Source organism: Pseudomonas sp. B12(2026) (genome assembly GCF_057767015.1).
Genome location: NZ_CM173430.1, coordinates 2,514,815 through 2,536,249, shown reverse-complemented (window position 1 = coordinate 2,536,249; position 21,435 = coordinate 2,514,815). Strand labels below are relative to the sequence as shown.

At 69.1% G+C, this 21,435-nt stretch carries 21 protein-coding genes, 1 tRNA gene and 1 pseudogene; 15 read left to right on the top strand and 8 right to left on the bottom strand.

Going from position 1 to position 21,435, the window contains the following annotated elements:
* Positions 1-3: 3 nt before the first annotated feature.
* On the top strand, positions 4-327 hold the full coding sequence (locus AC3B6A_RS11895; RefSeq protein ID WP_488402959.1) for a putative quorum-sensing-regulated virulence factor: 324 nt from the start codon (positions 4-6) through the stop codon (positions 325-327).
* Between the two features lie 274 nt (positions 328-601).
* Here the strand turns inward: AC3B6A_RS11895 and AC3B6A_RS11890 are convergent, their stop codons facing one another.
* Positions 602-805 carry a hypothetical protein gene (locus AC3B6A_RS11890; protein WP_488402958.1) on the bottom strand — a complete coding sequence of 68 codons (204 nt, stop codon included), beginning with the start codon at positions 803-805 and terminating at the stop codon, positions 602-604.
* Between the two features lie 447 nt (positions 806-1,252).
* Between AC3B6A_RS11890 and AC3B6A_RS11885 the strand changes: the two are divergent.
* Positions 1,253-1,447: pseudogene (locus tag AC3B6A_RS11885) on the top strand (DUF4224 domain-containing protein); the annotation flags it as partial.
* A 1-nt stretch (position 1,448) separates the two neighbouring features.
* A complete protein-coding gene (locus AC3B6A_RS11880) occupies positions 1,449-2,498 on the top strand; it encodes a phage integrase (RefSeq protein ID WP_488402957.1) in 1,050 nt (349 codons plus the stop codon).
* Positions 2,499-2,618: 120 nt separating this feature from the next.
* Here the strand turns inward: AC3B6A_RS11880 and AC3B6A_RS11875 are convergent.
* Positions 2,619-2,706: transfer RNA gene (locus AC3B6A_RS11875), tRNA-Ser, on the bottom strand.
* Between the two features lie 137 nt (positions 2,707-2,843).
* On the opposite strand from AC3B6A_RS11875, the gene AC3B6A_RS11870 reads away from it, so the two are divergent.
* The 7 genes from AC3B6A_RS11870 (at position 2,844) to AC3B6A_RS11840 (ending at position 7,095) form a co-directional block, all read left to right on the top strand.
* Positions 2,844-3,509, top strand: coding sequence for a Bax inhibitor-1/YccA family protein (locus tag AC3B6A_RS11870; protein ID WP_488402956.1), 666 nt, complete (start codon positions 2,844-2,846; stop codon positions 3,507-3,509).
* A gap of 114 nt (positions 3,510-3,623) precedes the next feature.
* On the top strand, positions 3,624-4,016 hold the full coding sequence (tusD, locus tag AC3B6A_RS11865) for a sulfurtransferase complex subunit TusD (RefSeq protein WP_488402954.1): 393 nt from the start codon (positions 3,624-3,626) through the stop codon (positions 4,014-4,016).
* Positions 4,016-4,375: a sulfurtransferase complex subunit TusC gene (gene tusC, locus AC3B6A_RS11860; protein WP_488402953.1), complete on the top strand. Its 360-nt coding sequence runs from the start codon at positions 4,016-4,018 to the stop codon at positions 4,373-4,375. Before tusD ends, tusC begins: the two co-directional genes overlap by 1 nt.
* A complete protein-coding gene (gene tusB, locus AC3B6A_RS11855) occupies positions 4,372-4,677 on the top strand; it encodes a sulfurtransferase complex subunit TusB (RefSeq protein WP_488403573.1) in 306 nt (101 codons plus the stop codon). The genes tusC and tusB overlap by 4 nt, the downstream gene beginning before the upstream one ends.
* Positions 4,674-5,009 (top strand): TusE/DsrC/DsvC family sulfur relay protein, encoded by a 336-nt coding sequence (locus AC3B6A_RS11850; RefSeq protein WP_488402951.1) that lies wholly within the window; start codon positions 4,674-4,676, stop codon positions 5,007-5,009. The genes tusB and AC3B6A_RS11850 overlap by 4 nt, the downstream gene beginning before the upstream one ends.
* Positions 5,006-6,004 carry a glycosyl transferase family protein gene (locus AC3B6A_RS11845; protein ID WP_488402949.1) on the top strand — a complete coding sequence of 333 codons (999 nt, stop codon included), beginning with the start codon at positions 5,006-5,008 and terminating at the stop codon, positions 6,002-6,004. The genes AC3B6A_RS11850 and AC3B6A_RS11845 overlap by 4 nt, the downstream gene beginning before the upstream one ends.
* 89 nt (positions 6,005-6,093) lie before the next feature.
* Positions 6,094-7,095: a glutathione S-transferase family protein gene (locus tag AC3B6A_RS11840; RefSeq protein ID WP_488402947.1), complete on the top strand. Its 1,002-nt coding sequence runs from the start codon at positions 6,094-6,096 to the stop codon at positions 7,093-7,095.
* 284 nt (positions 7,096-7,379) lie between these two features.
* On the opposite strand, the gene AC3B6A_RS11835 is transcribed toward AC3B6A_RS11840, so the two are convergent.
* The gene (locus AC3B6A_RS11835) at positions 7,380-8,291 is read right to left on the bottom strand and encodes a choice-of-anchor Z repeating domain-containing protein (RefSeq protein WP_488402946.1); all 912 of its coding nucleotides are present in this window, start codon (positions 8,289-8,291) and stop codon (positions 7,380-7,382) included.
* A 351-nt stretch (positions 8,292-8,642) separates the two neighbouring features.
* On the opposite strand from AC3B6A_RS11835, the gene AC3B6A_RS11830 reads away from it, so the two are divergent.
* The 3 genes from AC3B6A_RS11830 to AC3B6A_RS11820 are packed head-to-tail and all read left to right on the top strand — an operon-like array spanning position 8,643 to position 12,236.
* Positions 8,643-9,113, top strand: a complete 471-nt coding sequence (locus AC3B6A_RS11830; protein WP_488402944.1) for a DUF2271 domain-containing protein — start codon at positions 8,643-8,645, stop codon at positions 9,111-9,113.
* Between the two features lie 14 nt (positions 9,114-9,127).
* Complete coding sequence (locus AC3B6A_RS11825) at positions 9,128-11,287, top strand: PepSY domain-containing protein (protein ID WP_488402943.1); 2,160 nt, start codon at positions 9,128-9,130, stop codon at positions 11,285-11,287.
* On the top strand, positions 11,271-12,236 hold the full coding sequence (locus AC3B6A_RS11820) for an FAD:protein FMN transferase (protein ID WP_488402942.1): 966 nt from the start codon (positions 11,271-11,273) through the stop codon (positions 12,234-12,236). Before AC3B6A_RS11825 ends, AC3B6A_RS11820 begins: the two co-directional genes overlap by 17 nt.
* Before the next feature lie 2 nt (positions 12,237-12,238).
* Here AC3B6A_RS11820 and ptrR read toward each other — a convergent pair whose 3' ends face one another.
* Positions 12,239-13,117, bottom strand: coding sequence for a putrescine utilization regulator PtrR (gene ptrR, locus AC3B6A_RS11815; protein WP_488402940.1), 879 nt, complete (start codon positions 13,115-13,117; stop codon positions 12,239-12,241).
* 143 nt (positions 13,118-13,260) lie between these two features.
* Between ptrR and AC3B6A_RS11810 the strand changes: the two genes are divergently transcribed.
* The gene (locus AC3B6A_RS11810; RefSeq protein WP_488402939.1) at positions 13,261-14,646 is read left to right on the top strand and encodes an NAD-dependent succinate-semialdehyde dehydrogenase; all 1,386 of its coding nucleotides are present in this window, start codon (positions 13,261-13,263) and stop codon (positions 14,644-14,646) included.
* A gap of 91 nt (positions 14,647-14,737) precedes the next feature.
* Positions 14,738-15,445 (top strand): glutathione binding-like protein, encoded by a 708-nt coding sequence (locus AC3B6A_RS11805; RefSeq protein WP_488402938.1) that lies wholly within the window; start codon positions 14,738-14,740, stop codon positions 15,443-15,445.
* 241 nt (positions 15,446-15,686) lie between these two features.
* Here AC3B6A_RS11805 and qhpG read toward each other — a convergent pair whose 3' ends face one another.
* Genes qhpG through AC3B6A_RS11785 form a run of 4 tightly spaced genes read right to left on the bottom strand, consistent with a single transcriptional unit; the run spans position 15,687 to position 21,286 of the window.
* Complete coding sequence (gene qhpG / locus AC3B6A_RS11800) at positions 15,687-17,003, bottom strand: flavin-dependent monooxygenase QhpG (RefSeq protein WP_488402936.1); 1,317 nt, start codon at positions 17,001-17,003, stop codon at positions 15,687-15,689.
* Positions 17,000-17,671 (bottom strand): subtilisin-like serine protease QhpE, encoded by a 672-nt coding sequence (gene qhpE / locus AC3B6A_RS11795; RefSeq protein ID WP_488402934.1) that lies wholly within the window; start codon positions 17,669-17,671, stop codon positions 17,000-17,002. Before qhpE ends, qhpG begins: the two co-directional genes overlap by 4 nt.
* On the bottom strand, positions 17,661-19,388 hold the full coding sequence (locus tag AC3B6A_RS11790) for an ABC transporter ATP-binding protein (RefSeq protein ID WP_488402933.1): 1,728 nt from the start codon (positions 19,386-19,388) through the stop codon (positions 17,661-17,663). The genes qhpE and AC3B6A_RS11790 overlap by 11 nt, the downstream gene beginning before the upstream one ends.
* Positions 19,388-21,286 carry a sigma-54-dependent Fis family transcriptional regulator gene (locus tag AC3B6A_RS11785; RefSeq protein ID WP_488402931.1) on the bottom strand — a complete coding sequence of 633 codons (1,899 nt, stop codon included), beginning with the start codon at positions 21,284-21,286 and terminating at the stop codon, positions 19,388-19,390. The genes AC3B6A_RS11790 and AC3B6A_RS11785 overlap by 1 nt, the downstream gene beginning before the upstream one ends.
* Positions 21,287-21,435: the final 149 nt, after the last annotated feature.

The window sequence follows — 21,435 nt, the reverse complement described above, 5'->3', positions numbered from 1 at the left end:
GCCATGATGTACCTGATCGCGCGTCGCAACGGCCGGGAAGCTCAGGCTCGCGAGCTGCTGCGCAACGCCCACGCCGCTCTCGACGACGTCCGCAACTGCGCCATCGTGCTCCGCTTCCTGCTGCAGGTGGCCATGGATGCCGGGCACCCGGCTGACACCTGGGAAGAAGTCCACGCGCTGAGCGAGAAGGCGCGTATCCCGACCGTCATGCCCTACGGCAAGCACAAGGGCATGCCGATCAACCAGGTGCCGGGCGACTACAAATCGTGGCTCCTGCGCCAGCCCGACGTCGACCCGTACCTCGTCCAGGCGCTCCGCGCGCGCTGATCTACCACCAGGGCGCCGCAACGGCGCCCAGCACCACGAGCCGTCCCCATGGAATGCAAGATCACCCCCTCACGCCGGGCGGAGGATGCTGCGCGCCTGGCCGCCCTGGCCGCCCTGGTCGCGGCCTCCGGCATCCAGCCGGTTCCGGTCGCCGGGCTCACCGAGGTGAAGCCGCTGCCGCCGCGCTCCGAGCGCATTGACCCTGACACCGTCCTGAAACGACGCCAGCCGCACCAGAAGAACGATGTGGCTAGGTTGGGCAATGCGATGAGACTCATCTCGTCTCTATTCGAGAAAGCAGCCACAACCAAATCGACAGGCCGCCCAGGACAAGAAACGCCAGTGCACTCGGCCACAACGGCATCCGATATCCCGCCACAAGCACTTCCGGGTGAATCATCAATCGACCCAACTGCGCCAGCGCCATGAGGCAGAACATGGCGGCGGCGACCCTCAATCCCAAAAGTTGCGATTTCATATTTCGCTCCTCCGGCTTCAAATCACCTGACGCTGGCTCGTTGAGCGAGCAGCCTTCGATACAAATAAGACACTGGCGCAATCGACTTTGCTCAGCGGCGGCTCTGCAACTTGCCGCGCCTACCCATCCCACCCGCCAGCCGCACCTGCGGCGCGGCGGCGCTTTACCTGGAGAAAGCCATGGGCTGGAACCCGCGGTTCGTTGCGTTCTGCCACTCCCAGGGCCTGACGCCGGAGAAATACAAGGCACTCGGCAAGGGAAACCGCGGCGCCAAGGACGCAAGACCATGGGACACCGGCCGGCCGCTGAACCAGATCGCAGCCCTGGCTGGCTGGGCGACGCCAGCGGCCAGGGATTGGGTGAGCGCGTCAGCCTCGGAAGAGTTTCTGGCCGAGAGGCTGGAGCAGACACGGGGGAAGCCACTCAGCGAGCAGGCATTTACCTTGGCGGGATGGCCAACACCGATGGCGGGGACGGCTCACGGATCACCACTGGCACTTCGTGGAGAGCCGCGGTAAGCGTCCGCTCGTCGGCCGCCAATACGCGCGCATGAAGCTGGGCTTGGTCCACTTCGGCACAACCCAGCAGCCGCCGCAGCTTCCAACCCCAGCATGGACGCCTGACTTCTCCCGGATGAACTGAAATGCGACCGCGCAACAAGGAAAACCGCAAGCTGCCACCGAACCTCTATGTCCGGCGGCGCACCCGCAAGAACGGCAAGGTCTGGGTGGCCTACTACTACCGGAACGCCGACGGCAAGGACGTGCATCTGGGCAGCGACCTCGACATGGCCCGCATCAAGTGGGCGGAGTTCGAGGCCCAGGACAAGCCGATGGATCTGCGGATCATGCGCTCGATCTTCGACCGCTACATCGCCCAGGTGATACCGAAGAAGGCCTCGCGCACCCAAAGCGACAACCTGAAGGAGATCAAATTTCTGCGGAAAGTTTTCGACGATGCACCGATCGACGCGCTGACGCCGGCGATGATTGCTCAGTACCGAGACGCCAGGCAGGGTAAGGTCCGGGCCAACCGCGAGATCGCCACCCTCTCCCACGTATTCAATACCGCGCGGGAGTGGGGCCTGACGACGAAGGAGAACCCCTGCCGCGGCGTGCGCAAGAACAAAGAGACGCCGCGCGACTACTACGCCAAGGACGTGGTCTGGGATGCCGTATACAGGCACGCGGTTCCGGAACTGAAGGACGCGATGGACCTAGCGTATCTGACCGGTCAGCGCCCGGCCGATGTCCTATCAATGCGCAAGACCGACATCGATGGAGACTGGCTGCTTGTGAAGCAGGGAAAAACCGCGCACAAGGTGCGGGTCGTTATGCGTCAGGACGGCATCGAGAACAGTCTTGGAGCGCTGCTGAAGCAGATGGCGGCCCGGAACGAGCACTTCCGCAGCCCGTTCCTGATCATCAGCCCGCGTGGCCGCCGGGTGAGCAAGGAAATGTTGCGCCACCGCTGGGACGATGCTCGCGATTCCGCCCAGGCTGCTGCCATCGAGTCAGGCGACCCAGAGCTTGGCCTGCTGATCCGCCAATTCCAGTTCCGGGACATTCGCCCGAAGGCCGCCACCGAGATCAACGACCTGAAGGACGCCAGTCGGCTCCTCGGGCATACCGAGGAGGAGATCACGAGGAAGGTTTACCAGCGGCGCGGCGCGATCGCGAAGCCGGCGAAATAGGCTAATTTCTGGGACTCATACCCATTTATTCTGGGACTTTTGCCGAAATCAGCACGCAAAAGAATCCGGATAACCGCTGCCAAGAAATGAAAAGGCCCTGAAAAATCAGGGCCTTGAATATGGCGGAAGCGGTGAGATTCGAACTCACGGAGCTTTGACACTCGACGGTTTTCAAGACCGTTGCCTTAAACCACTCGGCCACACTTCCGTATACGGGAGGGCGCACATACTACCGAATCGCAACACACTGTCAAACTCTCGTCATTGGAGCCTTTTCCCGCTCTGATATGATGAATGGAACTACGGTCATGGACCCGTATCCCGCTTAAACAGGAGTGTCTCGACATGCAAGAACGGCAATATCTCGACTCCACAGCCGTGGAGCAGAAAGAGGTCAGCAGCGTCCTGCGCAACACCTACGGGCTGCTCGCGCTGACCCTGGCCTTCAGTGGCCTGGTGGCCTTCGCCTCGCAGCAGATGCGTCTGCCCTACCCGAGCATCTTCGTGGTGCTGCTGGGCTTCTACGGCCTGTTCTTCCTCACCGTGAAGCTGCGCAACAGCGCCTGGGGCCTGCTCAGCACCTTCGCCCTCACCGGCTTCATGGGCTACACCCTCGGCCCGATCCTCAACCTGTACCTGGGCATGGCCAATGGCGCGAGTGTGATCTCGTCGGCCTTCTTCATGACCGCCCTGGTGTTCTTCGGCCTGTCCGCGTACGTGCTGACCACCCGCAAGGACATGAGCTTCCTGTCCGGCTTCATCACCGCGGGCTTCTTCGTGCTGCTGGGCGCCGTGCTGGTTTCGCTGTTCTTCCAGATCAGCGGCCTGCAACTGGCGATCAGTGCCGGCTTCGTGCTGTTCTCCTCGGCGATGATCCTGTTCCAGACCAGCGCGATCATCCACGGCGGCGAACGCAACTACATCATGGCCACCATCAGCCTGTACGTGTCGATCTACAACATGTTCATCAGCCTGCTGCAGATCTTCGGCATCATGGGCAGCGACGACTGATCGTCACGCCCCCCTGGGAAAAGCCCGTTTCGACGGGCTTTTTTCATTTCTGGAGGAGCAAAAGGACCAGGGTGCCGTATCATTTGCGCGATATACCGCCGCCAAGGCCCAGCCATGAAGTTCGTCATCGCCCTCTTCTCCGCGCCGCATTCGCCGGCAGCCCGGCGCGCCCTGCGCTTCGCCGAGGCTGCGCTGGCCGGCGGCCATGAAATCACCCGGCTGTTCTTCTACCAGGACGGCGTGCACAGCGCCTCGGCCAACCCCGTGGCCGGCCAGGACGAGCTGGACGTCGCCGCCGCCTGGACCCGCTTCGTCGCCGACAACCGGCTGGACGGCGTGGTCTGCATCGCCGCCGCGCTGCGCCGTGGCGTGCTCAATGGCGAAGAAGCCAGCCGCTACTCCCGCCCCGCCGCCAACCTGCAGGCGCCCTGGGACCTTTCCGGCCTCGGCCAGCTGCATGAAGCGGCGCAACAGGCGGACCGCCTGGTCTGCTTCGGAGGCGATTGATGGCCAAGTCCCTGCTGATCATCAGCCGCCAGGCGCCCTGGGCCGGTCCCGCCGCGCGCGAGGCGCTGGACATCGCCCTGGCCGGCGGCGCCTTCGATCTGCCGATCTCGATGCTGTTCCTCGACGACGGCGTGTTCCAGCTCGCGCCCGGCCAACGCCCGGGCAACCTCGAACAGAAGGACCTGCAAGCCAACCTGCAAGCCCTGCCGTTGTTCGGCGTGGAAGCGCTCTACGCCAGCCAGCGCAGCCTCGGCGAGCGCGGCCTGGACGCCGCCAGCCTGACGCTGCCGGTGCAGGCACTGGACGACGCCACCTTGCGCGGCCTGCTGCAAACCCACGACCAGGTGATCACGATCTGATGGCCACTCTCCACCTGCTCTCGCACTCCCCCTTTAACGACGGCCGGCTCGCCAGCTGCCTGCACCTGCTCGGTCCGGACGACGGCCTGCTGCTGACCGGCGACGCCGTCTACGCCCTGCGCGACGGCACCGCCCCCTGCCAGGCGCTGGAACTGATGCCCGCCGCCAACGCACTCTTCGCCCTGCTGGAGGATTTGCAGGCACGCGGCATGGACGATGTTCCCGCCCGCGTCATCGCGGTCGACTACCCCGGCTTCGTCGAGCTCTGCACCCGCTTCGACAAGGTGAACGCCTGGCTATGAGCACCCTACTGGTCAACGGGCAAGCCCTGCCCCTGGACAAGGACGGCTACCTGGCGCAGCTGGACGACTGGAGCGACGCCGCCGCCGAGGCCCTGGCGCACAACGAAGGCATCCACCTGACGCCCGAGCATTGGGAAATCCTCCTCCTGCTGCGCGAGTTCTACGGCGAATTCCAGCTGTCGCCGGCCAACCGGCCGCTGATCAAGTACGTCGCCCAGCGCCTCGGCCCGGAAAAGGGCAGCAGCCTGCACCTCAACCTCCTGTTCAAGGGCACCCCGGCCAAGCTTGCCGCCAAGCTCGCCGGCCTGCCGAAGCCGACCAATTGCCTATGACCGCCCCCGCCCTCGTCCTGCACACGCCTGCCGAACACCCCTTCGCCCAGTTCGTCCGCATCCTCGGCAAGGGCAAGCGCGGCGCGCGCGGCCTGACCCGCGAGGAAGCCCGTGAAGCGCTGGGCATGATCCTCGACGACAAGGTCGAAGAGGCCCAACTGGGCGCCTTCCTGATGCTGCTGCGGCACAAGGAGGAAAGCGCCGAGGAACTGGCCGGCTTCGCCGAAGCCGTGCGCGAGCGCCTGCACGCGCCGAAGATCGCCGTGGACCTGGACTGGCCCAGCTACGCCGGCAAGAAGCGCCACCTGCCCTGGTTCCTGCTGGCCGCCAAATGCCTGGCCGGCAGCGGTACGCGCATCCTCCTGCACGGCGGCGGCGCGCATACCGCCGGCCGGCTCTACACCGAACAGGTGCTGGAGCAGCTCGGCCTGCCGCTGTGCCGCGACTGGGATTCGGTGGGCGTCGCGCTGGACGACCACGGCATCGCCTTCGCCCCGCTGGTGGACTGGATGCCGCGCCTGCAGCACATGATCGACCTGCGCAACAGCCTCGGCCTGCGCTCGCCGATGCACTCCGCCGTGCGCCTGCTCAACCCGCTGGGCGCGACCTGCGTGCTGCAGAGCATCTTCCACCCCGGTTACCAGGCGGTGCACCGCGAAGGCAGCCGCCTGCTCGGCGACTACGCCATCGTCATCAAGGGCGAAGGCGGCGAGATCGAAGTGAATCCCGACGCCACCTCGCATCTTTACGGTTGCCGTGATGGCGAAGCCTGGGATGAGGAATGGCCGGTACTTTCGCCGCAGCGTCACGTCAAGCCGGAGACGCTCGACCCCGCCCATCTGCTTGCCGTCTGGCGCGGCGAAAGCCGGGACGCCTACGGCGAACTGGCGATACGCGCCACGATGGCGCTGGCCCTGCGCGCAACGGGCCTGCAGCGAGACGCCGCCTTCGCGGAGGCCGATAGGCGCTGGGCTGCGCGCGATACATCGATTTAGTCGATACTTGGAATCCTGTTTTTGCGCTAAACAATCGACTCAGACTCGCTAGACTGGCCCCATCTCCCCCGCTTACTGGAGCACGCACGATGGGACAGTTGATCGATGGCCGCTGGCATGATCAGTGGTATGACACCAGCAAGGACGGCCGCTTCCAGCGCGAGAACGCACAGCGCCGCAACTGGGTTACCGCCGACGGCCAGCCCGGCCCGACCGGCGAGGGCGGCTTCCGCGCCGAAGCCGGCCGCTATCACCTCTACGTGTCCCTGGCCTGCCCCTGGGCCCACCGCACGCTGATCTACCGTCAGCTCAAGGGCCTGGAGTCGCTGATCGACGTCTCCGTGGTCAGCTGGCTGATGCTGGAGAACGGCTGGACCTTCGACCAGGCGCTGGGCTCGACCGGCGACAAGCTCGACGGCCTGGACTTCCTCCACCAGCGCTACACCAGGGACGACCCGCACTACACCGGCCGCGTCACCGTGCCGGTGCTGTGGGACAAGCACGAGCAGCGCATCGTCAGCAACGAATCGGCGGAAATCATCCGCATGTTCAACTCGGCGTTCGACGGGATCACCGGCAACACGCTGGACCTCTATCCGGAACCGCTGCGGGCGCAGATCGACGAGCTGAACGAACGCATCTACCCGGCGGTGAACAACGGCGTGTACCGCGCCGGCTTCGCCACCACCCAGGATGCCTACGAAGAGGCCTTCAAGACCCTGTTCGCCGAGCTGGACTGGCTGGACGAGCGCCTGGGCAAACAGCGCTACCTGGCCGGCGAATACCTCACCGAGGCCGATATCCGCCTGTTCACCACGCTGATCCGCTTCGACGCGGTCTACCACGGCCACTTCAAGTGCAACCTGCGTCGCCTGGCGGATTACCCCAACCTGTCCGGCTGGCTGCGCGAGCTGTACCAGTGGGAAGGCGTCGCCGGCACCGTGGACTTCCAGCACATCAAGCACCACTACTACGCCAGCCACCGCACCATCAACCCGACCGGCGTCGTGCCGCTCGGCCCGCAGCAGGACTTCAGCGCGCCACATGGACGGGAGCATCTGCCGGGCAAGGGCATTGCGCGCAAAGGTTGAGCGCCGGAGCGCGGCGTAACGAATCTGCGGGAGCGACCGCCTTCGGCAGATCCGTAGGATGGCGTGGAGCGAAGCGATACCCATCACGGCGGACAACGCTGCGCCTTACTCCCTACGAAGGGCACGCTCCACGCAGAGCAAAGGCATCGCGGAGAAGCTTCGCTCCTACGAAAGCAGTGCTCCCCCCGTAGGAGCGGACTCCGTCCGCGATCCGCCGGCAGGGCCGGCGTCAAGCGGGTTCGCGAGCAAGCTCGCGCCTACGGGGTGTAGAACGGCGCTACGCCCTAGCGGTGGTCGTACTCTGCCATCTCCTCCTCGATAGCCGCCTTCAGCGCCGCCACCGGAGCCGCCTCGGTGGACGCCTCCGGTTCGTCGACGGCCAGCATCAGCGGTGCCGAAGGCCCGCCGCCGGGTGGCGGGTTGACCACCTCCACGGTCAGGCTGCCAGCCTGCGCGACATCCTCGGGCAGCAGCTGGAAGGCCAGCCGGGTGCTGTCGGCCAGCGTGGTCTCGCGCCCCTCCCCGTTCACCTGCACCCACGCACCGCGGGCGAAGCCCACGCCGCGCAGGGAGATGTAGGTGGCGCGCGAACCGGCGCTCGGCGGTTGCGCCTCGATGATGCAGGCGACGGGATTGTCCAGGCCGTCCTTGCGCTTGGCGTCGCCCGTCGCATCGCGGGTGCGGAACAGGCTGTCGAAGAATCCGCCGAGCCTGTCGGTGGCCTGCTTGGCGAACATGCCGGCCAGGCAGGCCAGGCCGATCAGGCTGTGGAGATTGACGCTGCTCGCCTCGCCGGAGGCACTGGCGGTGAGCAGGACGCCGCGGATGAACAGATACAGGATCACCGCGAGGATCATGCCGATGAAGGGATTGAGCACGTACCACCAGATCCAGCTGGTCATGAAGCGCTCGTTGCCGACGAAATCGCCGAAGGATTTCGCGACATGCACGAAGCTGCCCAGCCCGCCGGCGACCATGACCATCGCCAGCAGCCGCGCGTCCGGCCCCGGACACCAGCCGGCCAGGCACTGCACGCCGGGATCGCCGACCGCGCCCGGCGGCGGGAACTTCGGATAGAGCGGCGGCCACAGGCCGACCAGCAGGCAGGCGAGCAGCAGCCCGAGACCGACCAGCCCCGCGCCCATGGCGGCGATCTGGAGTGAATTGGCGCGGCGGCTCTTGCTGCGAGTGTCCATCGTATGCTCCGGGCAAAAGGCCAGCGGGAGGAAAACACCCTGCCGCGAAGAGCGTTTGCCGCCCTCGCACGACGGACAGAGAAGCACACGTTAGCGCAGCGCGGAGGCTCTGCAAGGGGGCTTTGGCGGATATTTCGCGGCTGTCTCGGCCCTGATACGTAGCCCCGCTGAAACAGCGCCCGGAACGCCCCGTCCCCAGGCCGCCGCGGGCCCCGGCAGGTGATTCGTCCGGTAGTCCGATAACCGCTAGCAGGGTTGTCTGAACGCAGTCTGAAGCGCCTCCCGGGAAGCTTCAGCTTGATTTAAGCGCCTGCGCCCAGAGTGAAGCCTCCCCCCGCAGGAGACTCCATCATGAAGACCGCCGTAGCCACCCTCGCCGTTGCCGGCGCCCTCGCCGGCCCGGCGCTGGCCGAAGCCCGCGAACTCACCCTGAGCACCACCCTCGACGAATACCGTGGCGACAAGGCCTACCTGGCCATCTACCTGACCGACGCCAACGGCCAGTACCAGCGCACGCTGTGGGTCGCCGGGCGCAAGGCCAAGTACTACAAGCACCTGGGCGACTGGGCCCGCGGCAGCGGCCTGCGCGCCGCCGAGTTCGACGGCCTGAGCGGTGCCAGCGTCGGCAGCGGCGACACCCTGGAGGTCTCGGTGGACGTGGCCGACAGCCTGATCGACGCCGGCTACCAGATCCGCATCGACAGCGCGGTGGAAGACAAACGCTCCAACCGCGCCGAAGTGCAGGTGCCGCTGACCCTCGACGGCGCCGGCAAGGACACCGCCGGCAGCGGCTACGTCGCGGCCTTCCGCTACCAGCTTTGAGGACGGAGGCCGCCATGCTTCGCCGACTGCACGCCTGGCCCGGCATCCTGCTGACCGCCCTGCTGCTCCTGCTGGCCGGCAGCGGCGCCCTGCTCGCCACCCAGCCCCTGGCCGAGCGCGTGGTCGCCGGCGGGGAGCCATCGCGCAGCGTGGCGCAGGTCGCCGCGCAGGCGAGCCGGCAGGTGCCCGGTATCGAGCGCCTGGAGCGGCGCCCCTCCGGTCTGCTGATCGCTTACGGCGAACAGGGCGCGCAGCGCATCTCCGCGCGGGACGGCACGGTGCTGGGCGCCTATGAACCCTCCCCGCTGTACCGCGTCGCCCGCGACCTGCACCGTGCGCTGCTGCTGGGCGAGCCGGGGCACGCGCTGGCCGGCGCCGGCGCCCTGGGCATGCTCCTGCTGGGCGTCTCCGGGCTGGCGCTGCTGGCCCGCCGCCAGGGCGGCTGGCGCAAGCTGGCCGGCCCGGTGCGCGGCGGCGCGGCTTCGCGCTGGCACAACCAGGTCGGCCGCGCCCTGCTGCCCGTGGCCCTGCTGTTCGGCCTGAGCGGCATCTACCTGTCGGCGGTGCACTTCGAGCTGATCCCCGATGGTTCGGACCAGGAGCCGGCCTTCCCTGAGCACCTGGCCCAGGGCACGCCGCAGGCCCCCGCTGAGCTCAAGGCCTTGCGCGATGTGCCGCTCCGGCAGCTGCGCGAGCTGGAATTCCCGGTCGCCGGGGACCCGCAATCCGCCTACACGCTGCGCACCGCCGGGGGCGACGGCTATGTCGACCCGGTCAGCGGCGAGTTGCTCGGCTACCTGCGCCACGCTCCGGCGCGGCGCCTGAACGAATTCTTCTACCGCCTGCACAGCGGCGAGCTGCTCGGCGCCGCCAGCCCCGTGCTTGGCCTGGCGGCCCTGGGCGTGCCCGTGCTGGGCATCACCGGCCTGCTGCTGTTCCTGCGCCGTCGCCGCGCTCCCAAGCATGCCGCACAGGCAACTGCCGAGGGCGCCGAATGCGTGCTGCTGGTCGGCAGCGAGAGCAACGGCACCTGGGCCTTCGCCCAGGCGCTGCAGTCCGCGCTGACGGCCAGCGGCCGGCGCGTGCACAGCGCCCCGCTGAAGCAAGGGGCACGGGACTTCCCGGCGGCGCGCGAACTGCTGGTGCTGACCGCCACCTACGGCGATGGCGGCGCGCCGCAGTCGGCCGCGGGCTTCCTCGACAACCTCGACCGCCTGCGCCTGCCGGCCGACGCGCGCTTCGCCGTGCTCGGCTTCGGCGACCGGCGCTTCCCGCGCTTCTGCCAGTACGCCGTGGAGGTGGATGCCGCGCTCGCCGGCCGGGGCCTGCCGCGCCTGCTGCCGCGCCGGGACATGGAAGCCACGCAGCCGCAGGACTTCTCCGCCTGGGTGGGCGAGCTCGGCGCCGCGCTGGGCCTGCCCCTGCACATCGGCGAGGTTGGCGCAGCTCGCCCCGAATCCCGCTTCAGGCTGGTGGAACGGCACCTGCACGACGCACCCGGCGACACGCCCCTGGTGGTGCTGCGCTTCGCCCCGCTCGGCGAACCCGCGGCCTACCAGGCGGGCGACCTGCTGGCGGTCCACGCACCCGGTGCCAGCGCACCGCGCCACTATTCGCTGGCCAGCGACAGCCGCGACGGCCTGCTGGACATCTGCGTGCGCCTGCGCCCGGGCGGCCTCTGCTCCGGCTACCTGCACGGCCTGCGCCCTGGCGACGAGATCGCCGCCACGCTGCAGCCGCACCGCGAGTTCCGCCCGCAGCCGGGCGAGGCGCCGCTGATCCTGATCGGCGCGGGCAGCGGCATCGGCCCGCTGGTCGGCTTCGTTCGCCAGAACCGTTGCGAGCGCCCGCTCTACCTCTACTGGGGCGGCCGGGTGCCGGAAGCCGGCGTGCCCTTCGCCTGCGACCTCGACCGCGCCCGCGCCGACGGCCGCCTGCGCGAGCTGAACACGGCGTTTTCCGCCGGCCCGCAGCGGGCCTACGTGCAGGACCAGCTGCGCCGCGACGCGCCGGAGCTGCGCCGGCTGCTTGCCGCCGGCGCCCAGGTGCTGGTCTGCGGCGGACGCGGCATGGCCGAGGGCGTGCGCAACGCGATCGACGAACTGCTCGGCCCGCTGGCGCTGAGCGTGGAGCATCTCAGGGCCGGAGGCCGCTACCGTGAAGACCTTTTCTGAACCCGCAGGCGCCGGGCGCCACGACTTCAACGGCGCCACCATGGGGACGCGCTACCGCGCGCTGTTCTACAGCCCTGCCACGCTGGACCGGGAAGCGCTGGCGCAACAGCTGGACAGCGCCGTCACCCGCGTCGACCGGCAGATGTCGAACTGGCGGCCCGACTCCGAACTGATGCGCTTCAACGCCCTGCAGGCGGGCGTCTGGACGACCCTGCCGGCCGAGCTGCTCTGGGTGCTGCACACCGCCATCCAGGTCGGCGCCGGGTCCGCCGGCGCCTTCGACATCGCGGTGGGCGACCTGATCGGCGCCTGGGGCTTCGGCCCGCCCGGCGAACCCGCCGACGAGGCCCGGCGCGCGGCGCTGCGGAGCCAGCCGAGGTCCAGCGCCGCGGCGGCGCTGGAGTTCGACTTCGCCGGCGGCCGCGTGCGCAAGCGCCATCCGGTGCAGCTGGACCTGTCCGGCATCGCCAAGGGCTTCGGCGTCGACCAGTTGGCCCGCTGCCTGGAGGATCGCGGCATCCACGATTATCTGGTGAGCATCGACGGCGAGTTCCGCGCGCGCGGCTCCAAGCCCGGCGGCCAGCCCTGGACGGTGGCCATCGAGCGGCCCCAGGCGGGCGTCCGCGCGGCCCTCGGCGTGCTGCAGATGGGCGACGGCGCGCTGGCCACCTCGGGCGACTACCGGCACTTCCACGAGCGGGACGGCAAACGCTACGCCCACACCATGGACCCGCTGCGCGGCGCGCCGCTGGACAACGGCGTGGCCTCGGTCTCGGTGCTGGCGCCGACCTGCATGCTCGCCGACGCCTGGGCCACCGCGCTGATGGTGCTCGGCCCCGAACGCGGCCCGGAGGTGGCGCGCGCGCAGGGCCTGGGCGCGCTCTTCCTGCTGCGCGAAGGCGATGGCCTGCGTCAGCTGTGGGTCGAGGACGGGCGCGCGGCGGGCTGAGTTCAGGCGACCTCGGCGGCGGTCGGTTCCGGCTCCAGCAGCCCGATGAAGGCGCGCAGCGCCGGGGTGTCGGTGCCGCGCCGCCAGAACAGCCAGGTGGTGGCGTCGGCGTGGTGCGGCGCCAGGCGGTGGATGGTCACGTTGCGCCCGCCGGCGAGGCTGTCGAACATCGACCGGGGGATGATCGCCACCCCGCCGCCCGCCGCGATGCAGGCGAGCATGCCGTGGTAGGACTCCATCTCGACGATCTTGCCCGGCACCACGCGGTGCTCGGCGAACCAGCCTTCCAGGCGCTTGCGGTAGGAGCAGGTGTCGCGGAAGGCGAACACCGTCTCCCCGGCCACGTCCCGCGCGTCGCGCACCGGCGCATGGGACCTGGCGCTCATCAGCACCAGTTCCTCGCGGTACACCGGCTTGCCGTCCAGCTGCGGGTGGTTGGCCGGGCCGTCGGCGAAGGCGGCGATGAAGCGGCCGGAAAGCACGCCGTCGATCATCTCGCCGGAGGGGCCGGTGGACAGGTCCAGCTGCACCTTCGGGCACTGCTGGTGGTAGCGCGCCAGCATCTCCGGGATGCGCACCGCCGCGGTGCTTTCCATCGAGCCCAGGGAGAAGCCGCCGTTGGGCTCGGCGCCCACCGCCACCTGCCTGGCCTCCTCCACCAGATCAAGGATGCGCTCGACGTAATCGAGGAAGCTGCGCCCGGTCGGCGACAGGCGCAGGCGCAGCTTCTCGCGGATGAACAGCTCGGTGCCCAGCTCGGCTTCCAGCTGCTTGATCCGCGTGGTCAGGTTCGACGGCACGCGGTGCAGACGGGCCGCGGCGGCGGTGATGCTGCCCTCGTTGGCGACGGCGCGGACGATTTCCAGCTGGGTGAGGTCCATTATTCTCTCCGAGAGAAAGAGTCTTTCTTGATTATTCATTTTACATGAATGTATCCGCATCTTAATTTCTGCTCCATCCCGGAGCCAGCGTGCCCGGACGAACGACCGGCCTTGCGGCCCTCCCAGAACGAGCAGGACTCAGCATGAACCAGATCGCCGCCCTCCCCGCTGCCATCTCCCGCAGCCCCGCCACCGGCCAGGAACTGGCCCGCTACCCCTTCGCCGACGCCGCCCAGCTGGAAACCTCGCTGGCGCGCACCGACGCCGCCTTCCGCCAGTGGCGCGACACCAGCGTCGCCGAGCGCGTCGCCGTGCTGCGCCGGATGGCCGGGGTGCTGCGCGCCAACGTCGAGCCGATGGCCCGCATGGAAGCCCGGGAAATGGGCATGCCGGTCACCCAGGCCCGTGGCGAGATCAACAAGTGCGCCAACCTCTGCGAGTGGTACGCCGACAACGGCCCGGCGATGCTCGAAGACGAGAAGACCCCGATCGACGGCGCCTACATCTCCTACCTGCCGCTGGGCCCGGTGCTGGCGGTGATGCCGTGGAACTTCCCCACCTGGCAGGTCATGCGCGGCGCGGTGAGCATCATCCTCGGCGGCAACACCTACGTGCTCAAGCACGCGCCGAACGTCATGGGCTGCGCCTACCAGCTGCAGAAGGCCTGGCTGGACGCCGGCCTGCCGGAAGGCGTGTTCGAGGTGCTGAACGTCGAGCCGCCGCTGGTCTCCAGGGCCATCGCCGACGAGCGCATCGCCTCCATCGCCGTGACCGGCAGCGTCGGCGCGGGCGCCGCCATCGCCTCCCAGGCCGGCGCCGCGCTGAAGAAGTGCGTGCTGGAACTGGGCGGCTCCGACGCCTTCATCGTGCTCGCCGACGCCGACCTCGACGCCGCCGTGAAGGCCGCCGTAGCCAGCCGCTTCGGCAACTGCGGCCAGGTGTGCATCGCCGCCAAGCGCATGATCCTCGAAGCCTCCATCGCCCCGGCCTTCACCGAGAAGCTGCTGGCCGCGGTGAAAGCCCTGAAGATCGGCGACCCGCTGGCGGACGACACCTTCGTCGGCCCGATGGCCCGCTTCGACCTGCGCGACGAACTGGACGCCCAGGTGCAACAGGCCATCGCCGATGGCGCCAGCCTGCTGCTGGGCGGCCACAAACTGGACGGCGAAGGCAACTACTACGCGCCGACCGTGCTGGCCGACGTGAAGCCGGGCAACACCGCGTTCAGGAAGGAAATCTTCGGCCCGGTGGCCTCGCTGATCGTCGCCCGCGACGCCGAGCACGCTCTGGAACTGGCCAACGACAGCGAGTTCGGCCTCTCCGGCGCGATCTGGAGCGCCGACAAGCCTCGCGCGCAGCAGATGGCCCGCCGCCTGGTCAGCGGTGGCGTGTTCATCAACGGCTTCTCCGCCTCCGATCCGCGCGTACCGATCGGCGGCGTGAAGAAGAGCGGCTTCGGCCGCGAGCTGTCGCACTTCGGCCTGCGCGAGTTCCTCAATCCGCAGACCGTTTGGATCGACCGCCAGTAAGGCCTATCCTGAGCCCTTCGCCCGCGCCGTTGCCTTCGGCGCGGGTCTCCGCCCCGATGCCGTGTCGGGGCGGCTCAACCCGGGAGGTTCCATGATCGAGCTGTACTACTGGCCCACCCCCAACGGCCACAAGATCACCCTGTTCCTCGAAGAGACCGGCCTCGCCTACCGCATCCACCCGGTCGATATCAGCGCCGGCGACCAGTTCAAGCCGGAGTTCCTCGCCTTCTCGCCGAACAACCGCATGCCGGCGATCATCGACACCGCGCCCGCCGACGGCGGCGAGCCGATTTCGGTGTTCGAGTCCGGCGCCATCCTCGTCTACCTCGCGGAAAAGACCGGGAAGTTCCTGCCGGCCGACGTGCGCGGGCGCAAGACGGTGCTGGAATGGCTGTTCTGGCAGGTCGGCGGCCTCGGCCCGATGGCCGGGCAGAACCACCACTTCGTGCAATACGCCCCGGAAAAGCTGCCCTACGCCATGCAGCGCTACGTCAACGAGACCAACCGCCTGTACGGCGTGCTGGACCGGCGCCTGAAGAAGGTGCCCTTCCTCGGCGGCGAGCAGTACAGCATCGCCGACATGGCCAGCTATCCGTGGGTGGTGCCGTGGGAGCGCCAGCAGCAGAACCTCGACGACTTCCCGCACCTCAAGCGCTGGTTCGAAACCATCGCCGCCCGCCCCGCCACCGTGCGCGCGTACGAGAAGGGCCAACCCTTCCAGTCGCGCCCGGCGGTGACCGAGGAAGGCAGGAAAGTCCTGTTCGGGCAGACGGCGGCGAGCCTGGGCAAGGACGACTGAGCGGCGCGGCGGGAGGATCTGTGTCTGCGCCCCAACAGGTGAGGGGCTTTTGCTCTCGTAGGAGCGGACCTTGTCCGCGAATGAACCCCGCTGCGGTGCCTGATCGCGGACAAGGTCCGCTCCTACGCTTGCCTGAACGCTCTTCGTAGGATGGGTGGAGCGCAGCGATACCCATGCGGTCGTCCGTTGGAATGATGGGTATCGCAGGCTCCACCCATCCTACGGTCTGCGCTCCCGGCAGTTACGAACCCGGGCGATAGCCCTGTGTCAGCAGCCAGCCCTGGAAGGCCCGGCGCCGCTCCGGCGGCAGGTCGGCCAGCACCCGGGCTTCGGGCTCCTCCCGCATCCGCCGCAGCCACGGCGCCAGCTCCAGCCCGTCGAGGTGCCAGATGCCCAGCGGCTGGTCGGCGCTGACCACCACCTCGGCCTCATCGACGAAATCCCCGTGCAACACCGGCGCGCGCTCGATGCGCAGGCCGGCGAAGTCCGCCGGAGCGTGGCTCGGCTGCTCGTCCGGCCAGGCGCGGCGGGCCTGCCAGAAAGGCTGCTCGGACCACTGCGCCTCGCTGGCATAGAAGTCGCGGCCGACGCGGGCGAAGCGCAGGAACAGCTGCTCCACCCGCTGCTGGTGGAAACGCTTCGCCAAGGCCGCGCGCTCCGGCGCGCGCAGCAGGGTGTTGATCACCACCGGCGCCTGCAAGGCCGAGGACAGCGACTGGAAGATGCCGTTGCCGGACAGCGGGTCCACCGCCATCGCCGCATCGCCGACGCGAATCCAGTTGTCGCCGCAGGCTTCCAGACAGAGGATCGCCGTGCTGCTGCGGGCGTGCAGGTCCAGCTCGCGCTCCTCGATATCGCCGAAGAATGCCCGCGCCCGCTGCGATGCGGCGCGGCGTTCGCGGCAGTAGTCGAGCAGCTGTTCGCGCGGCGGCAAGCGGCTGCTGGCGACGTCCAGGGTCAGCTGCCAGTAGCAGCGCCCATCGCCCAGGCGCGCCATCCACGCCCAGCCGTCCGGCAGGCTTTCCACCGCGCTGGCCAGCGGGCCGGGCTCGCCCTGCCAGCGGTTGAGCAGGCTGAGGGTTTCCGGGCCGCGCCGGGCCTTCTGGCCGTTCTGGTTCAGCGGCGCCTGCCGGCCTCGGGCTTCGACGAGAAAGGCGCCCTGCACGTCCCGGCCGCCTTCGAGCCTGACGCGCCAACCGGCGCCCTCCGCGTCGACAGCCAGCACCTGCGCCTCGATCAGCCCGACGCCCGCCGCCGCCAGGTCCTCGCGCAGCCCGGCGTCGAAGCGCGGGCGGTCGAGGACGCATTCGATGTTCTGCGCGCTTTCCACGCCGTTCCACTGCACGCGCCGCTGCGAGGGCGGCGCGGCGCAGGCCAGGGCGCGGTTCAGCCCGGCATTGCGCAGCCCTTCCAGCACGCGCGGGGACACGCCCTCGACGGCGGCGAAGCGGCGCCATTCGCTGATGACGACGACGGCATGGCCGAGGCGGCGCAGGCCGAGGGCGACCGCCGCTCCAGCGGGGCCGGCGCCGAGGACCAGGATGGGTTCATCGCTCACAGACTCACCTTCCGCTCGATCCCCCGAAACGCCGCCCGCTCACGCATCGCCTCGACGAGCTGCCCATTCGACAACTCAGGCCGCTCCACCAGCAACGCAGCCAGGTGGCCGCTGAATGCCGCGCAACCCAGGCTCGCGCCGGAGCGCCCGGCCACCTTCACCGCCGCACCGAAATCCGCCTGCGGACTGTCCAGCCAGGACCATTCGCCCTCGCCGCAGCGTGCATCGCCGGTCACCCGGAGCACCCCCGGACAGCTCGCCGGAAACACCGGCTCGCCCCGCGCCGGGCTCGACGCGCAGACCAGCACACCGGCCTCGACCAGCTCCGTCACGGCCTCGCGCAGGATCGGCCGATCCTGGCGCACGCCGAGGCTCAGGTTGATCACCCGCACGCCCTGCCCGCCCAGCCAGTGCAGCGCGGCGGCGATCTGCAATGGGCTGGTCACGCCGCGCGCGTCGAAAACCTGGGCAACGCACAAGCGCGCATCCGGCGCGCGGGACAGGATCGCCGCGCAGACGGCGCTGCCGTGGCCAAGGAGATCAACCGCCAGTGGCAGTCGGTCCAATCCATCATCGGAGAGACAAAAGCGTTGTCCGCCAATCACCGAACCGGCCTGCTCGGAGGCGTGACCGCTGTCCACCACGCCAACCCGCACCTCAGGCCTCATGGCGTCGCTCCGCCTGCGCCTCGCGCACCCGCAGTTGCCCGTCCTGCAATTCCAGATGCAGGTCAGCGGCGGCCAGGGTCGAAGGACGATGGCTGATCAGCAGCCGTGTGCGGCCGTCGAACAGCTGGTCGATGGCGGCGATCACCTCGCGCTCAGTGCTTTCGTCCACCTGCGAGGTGGCTTCGTCGAGCACCAGGATCAGCGGGTCCTGCAGCAGCGCACGGGCGATGGCGATGCGTTGCTTCTGCCCGCCGGAAAGCTGCTGGCCGCGCTCGCCCAGCGGGCTGTCGAGACCTTCCGGCAGGCTGGCGATCAGGCTGTCGAGCTGCGCGGCGCGGGCGGCCTTGTCGATGGCGGCGCGGCTGGATTCCGGGGCGCTGTAGGCGAGGTTGTCGGCGAGGCTGCCGCGGAACAGCACGATGTCCTGGCTGACCACCGCCACGCGCCGGCGCAGGGCGTGCAGGTCGAGTTCGCGCAGGTCCACGCCGTCGAGCAGGATGCGCCCCTGGTCGGGGTCGTAGAAGCGTTGCAGCAGGTCGATCAGCGTGCTCTTGCCGACGCCCGAGGGGCCGCTCAGGGCGACCTTGAGGCCGGCGGGAATCACCGCCTGCGCGTTCTGCAACACCGGTTGCGCGCGGCCCGGCCAGGCGTAGTGCAGGTTTTCCAGGTGCAGCTCGCCGACCGTGGGCATCGGCCGGGGCGCGGCGGGCGAAACGATGCCGGCTTCCTCGCCGCGCAGCTCCATCACCCGGCCGAGGCTGACGGTCATGCGCTGCAGGGCGACGTAGAGGCCGAGCAGGCTCTGCACCGGGCCGATGGCCATGCCCAGATAGGTGGAAAAGGCGATCAGCGAACCCAACTGCCAGGTGCCCTGCACCACCCAGTAGCCGCCGACCAGGAAGGCGCAGGCGCGCGACAGCGACATCAGCGTGCCGGGCACCGCCTGGGTGAAGAATTCGGTGAGTTGCAGGCGCAGCAGCTGGCCCAGGTAGCCCTGCCCCAGCCCCTCCAGGCGCCCGGCTTCGCGGCTCTGCTGGCCGGCGGACTGGATGAACTTCATCGCCGGCAGGGTCTCGACGAAGAACGACGAGAGGTCCGCCGAGCGCTCGCGCAGGCCGCGCGCCTCGCACTCCACCTTGCGCCGCATCCAGCGCAGCCAGAGCACGTCCAGCGGGATCAGCAGCGCCACCAGCAGCGAGAGCTGCCACGACAGGGTGAGCAGCAGCGCCAGCGCGCCGACCAGGCCGATCACGCTGGAGACGGCGGAGAACAGCGAATCCACGGCGAAGCGCTGGATTTCGGCGACGTCGCCGTCCAGCCGGGACATCAGGTCGCCGATGCGGCGGCGGCCAAAGAAGCTCGGCGAGAGGGTTTGCAGGTGGCGGTACAGCGCATCGCGCAGGGCGAACAGGATGCGCCCGGACAGTCGCGTGTGCAGGAAGCGGTTGAGGCCGGACAGCGCGGTGCCGACCAGCCCGACGACGATCATCGCCCCGGCGACCATCACCAGCACCGGGAAGTCCTTCGCCAGCAGGCCGTCGTCGATCAGCAGCTTGGTCAGCCAGGGCTGCGCCAGCACCAGCAAGGACGCGCAGAACGACAGCCCGAGCAGGCCGGCGATGGCCGCCTTGTGCGGCCGCACGAAGCCGTACAGCCAGCGCAGCGAGGCCTTGAGCGCCTGCGGGTCGTCGCTCTCGATCAGGCGGGTGAAGAACATCAGCCCACCTTGAGTTGCTTGAGCTTGCGGTACAGCGTGGCGCGGCTGATGCCCAGCGCGTCGGCGGCGGCGGAGACGTTGCCCTGGTGGCGCTCCAGCGCCTGGCGGATCAGCTCCAGTTCATTCTCGCGGATGCTGCCGCTCTGTGGGCGCTCGCCGGCGCTGAGTTCGTCCAGGGTGCTGTCGGGCAGGTGGTCGAGGCCGAGGCACTCCTCGCCCTCCTCGCGCATGGCCAGGGCGGTGCGCAGGACCATCTCCAGCTGGCGGATGTTGCCCGGCCAGTGGTACTCGCGCAGCAGGCCGAGCAGTTCGGCAGAGAGCCTGACCTTGGGCGCGCCCATCCGCGCCAGCAGGCCGGCGGCCAGCTCGGCGAGGTCGTCGCGCTCGCGCAGCGCCGGCAGCTTCACGCTGATGCCGTTGACGCGGTAATAAAGGTCCTCGCGGAACTGCTTTTCCTCCACCAGACGCTTGAGGTCGCGGTGGGTGGCGCAGATCAGCGCGACGTCGATGTCCTGCTCCTCGCCGGCGCCCAGCGGCGCCACCTTGCGTTCCTGCAGCACGCGCAGCAGGCGCGCTTGCAGGGCCAGTGGCATGTCGCCGATCTCGTCGAGGAACAGCGTGCCGCCGTGGGCCTGTTGCAGCCGGCCGACCATGCCGCCGCGCCGCGAGCCGGTGAAGGCGCCGTCGCGGTAGCCGAACAGTTCGGATTCGATCAGGCCCTCGGGAATCGCCGCGCAGTTCACCGCGACGAAGGGTTTGTCGCTGCGCGCGCTGGCCTGGTGCAGGGCGCGGGCGACCACTTCCTTGCCGCTGCCGGTCTCGCCGAGCAGCAGCACCGGCAGTTCGTTGACCAGCCCCTGGCGCGCCATGCGCAGGGCGCGGGCGTAGCGCGGGTGGCTGCCGGCCAGGGCTTCGAGGTCGGGGCCGGCGGCCGGGCGCGGCGCGCGGGCGCTGACCGGCACGGAGTGACTGCGCAGCGGCGCCTGCAGGGTCTTGTAGAACAGCTCGCCCTTGGGCGTCTGCAGGCTGCCCACGCCGCCCTGGTTCAGCCGCGCCAGCAGTTGTTCGCCGCGCAGGCCGAGGAAGTCTTCGCTGCGCCGGCCGACCAGGCTTTCACGGCTGGCGCCAAGCAGTTGGCAGGCCTGGCCGCTGACGGCCAGCACCTTGCCGTCCAGGCCCAGCGCCAGCAGGCCCTGCCAGGCGGAGTCGAGGTACTGGCGGCGGTAATGGAAGGCGATCACCACCTGCCCCGGGTGGCTGACGGCGAACAGCCGCGCCTCGATCTGGAACACCGCGAGGCTGAGCAGCGAGAGGCTTTCCTGCGGGCCGGAGAGCGGGCCGTCGCGGGTCATGTCGAGCACGCCGAGCAGCGCGCCCTGCGGCCCTTCGATGGGCACCGAGGTGCAGGAGAAGCGGCTCAGGCGGTCGAGGAAGTGTTCGCCGCAGTCGATCTGCGTGGCGCGTTTTTCCACCAGCGCGGTGCCCAGGGCGTTGGTGCCGCGCGAGGCTTCGCTCCAGCAGGCGCCCTCGACGATGTCGGCCAGGCCCTTGCACTTCAGGCGCTCGCGGGCGCCTTCGACGGACAGGATGGTGGCGTCGGCGTTGGCCAGGATGATCACGCCGTCGTGGCCCTGGCGCTGGTGCAGGTAGTCCAGTTCGGGGGTGGCGGCGTCGAGCAGCAGGCGGTTGCCGGCCAGCAGCACGTCGGGTTTGACCCGCGTGTCGAGGCCGTGCTCGGTGCCGCTGGCGCAGTCCAGGCCATGGCCCAGGCTGCGCCGCCAGGAGGCGTCGATTTCCTCGCGGAGCACGCCGCTGGGGACTTCGCCTTCCTGTTGCAGATGTTCGCGGGCCAGGTGGGCTTCGCGCGGCAGGTCGCCGCTTATTGTTCTTGTGGTCATGCATCGCTCCGGTAGGTTCCGCACCCGATTGCGGCGCGGAACTCGCAGGCTGGTCAGGGCTGTGTACACCCCCGGGCGGCGTCAGTAAAGGGGAAGCCCCTGGTAGGAAAGGCTAACGCCGGCAGGGCACATTTCCCGCGCCGCTCGCC

Excerpts from the sequence above, each read along its gene's own strand:
- AC3B6A_RS11895 (WP_488402959.1), top strand. The coding sequence starts at position 4 with ATGATGTACCTGATCGCGCGTCGCAACGGCCGGGAAGCTCAGGCTCGC.
- AC3B6A_RS11890 (WP_488402958.1), bottom strand. The coding sequence starts at position 805 with ATGAAATCGCAACTTTTGGGATTGAGGGTCGCCGCCGCCATGTTCTGC.
- AC3B6A_RS11880 (WP_488402957.1), top strand. The coding sequence starts at position 1,449 with ATGCGACCGCGCAACAAGGAAAACCGCAAGCTGCCACCGAACCTCTAT.
- AC3B6A_RS11870 (WP_488402956.1), top strand. The coding sequence starts at position 2,844 with ATGCAAGAACGGCAATATCTCGACTCCACAGCCGTGGAGCAGAAAGAG.
- tusD (WP_488402954.1), top strand. The coding sequence starts at position 3,624 with ATGAAGTTCGTCATCGCCCTCTTCTCCGCGCCGCATTCGCCGGCAGCC.
- tusC (WP_488402953.1), top strand. The coding sequence starts at position 4,016 with ATGGCCAAGTCCCTGCTGATCATCAGCCGCCAGGCGCCCTGGGCCGGT.
- AC3B6A_RS11850 (WP_488402951.1), top strand. The coding sequence starts at position 4,674 with ATGAGCACCCTACTGGTCAACGGGCAAGCCCTGCCCCTGGACAAGGAC.
- AC3B6A_RS11845 (WP_488402949.1), top strand. The coding sequence starts at position 5,006 with ATGACCGCCCCCGCCCTCGTCCTGCACACGCCTGCCGAACACCCCTTC.
- AC3B6A_RS11840 (WP_488402947.1), top strand. The coding sequence starts at position 6,094 with ATGGGACAGTTGATCGATGGCCGCTGGCATGATCAGTGGTATGACACC.
- AC3B6A_RS11835 (WP_488402946.1), bottom strand. The coding sequence starts at position 8,291 with ATGGACACTCGCAGCAAGAGCCGCCGCGCCAATTCACTCCAGATCGCC.
- AC3B6A_RS11830 (WP_488402944.1), top strand. The coding sequence starts at position 8,643 with ATGAAGACCGCCGTAGCCACCCTCGCCGTTGCCGGCGCCCTCGCCGGC.
- AC3B6A_RS11825 (WP_488402943.1), top strand. The coding sequence starts at position 9,128 with ATGCTTCGCCGACTGCACGCCTGGCCCGGCATCCTGCTGACCGCCCTG.
- ptrR (WP_488402940.1), bottom strand. The coding sequence starts at position 13,117 with ATGGACCTCACCCAGCTGGAAATCGTCCGCGCCGTCGCCAACGAGGGC.
- AC3B6A_RS11810 (WP_488402939.1), top strand. The coding sequence starts at position 13,261 with ATGAACCAGATCGCCGCCCTCCCCGCTGCCATCTCCCGCAGCCCCGCC.
- AC3B6A_RS11805 (WP_488402938.1), top strand. The coding sequence starts at position 14,738 with ATGATCGAGCTGTACTACTGGCCCACCCCCAACGGCCACAAGATCACC.
- qhpE (WP_488402934.1), bottom strand. The coding sequence starts at position 17,671 with ATGAGGCCTGAGGTGCGGGTTGGCGTGGTGGACAGCGGTCACGCCTCC.
- AC3B6A_RS11790 (WP_488402933.1), bottom strand. The coding sequence starts at position 19,388 with ATGTTCTTCACCCGCCTGATCGAGAGCGACGACCCGCAGGCGCTCAAG.
- AC3B6A_RS11785 (WP_488402931.1), bottom strand. The coding sequence starts at position 21,286 with ATGACCACAAGAACAATAAGCGGCGACCTGCCGCGCGAAGCCCACCTG.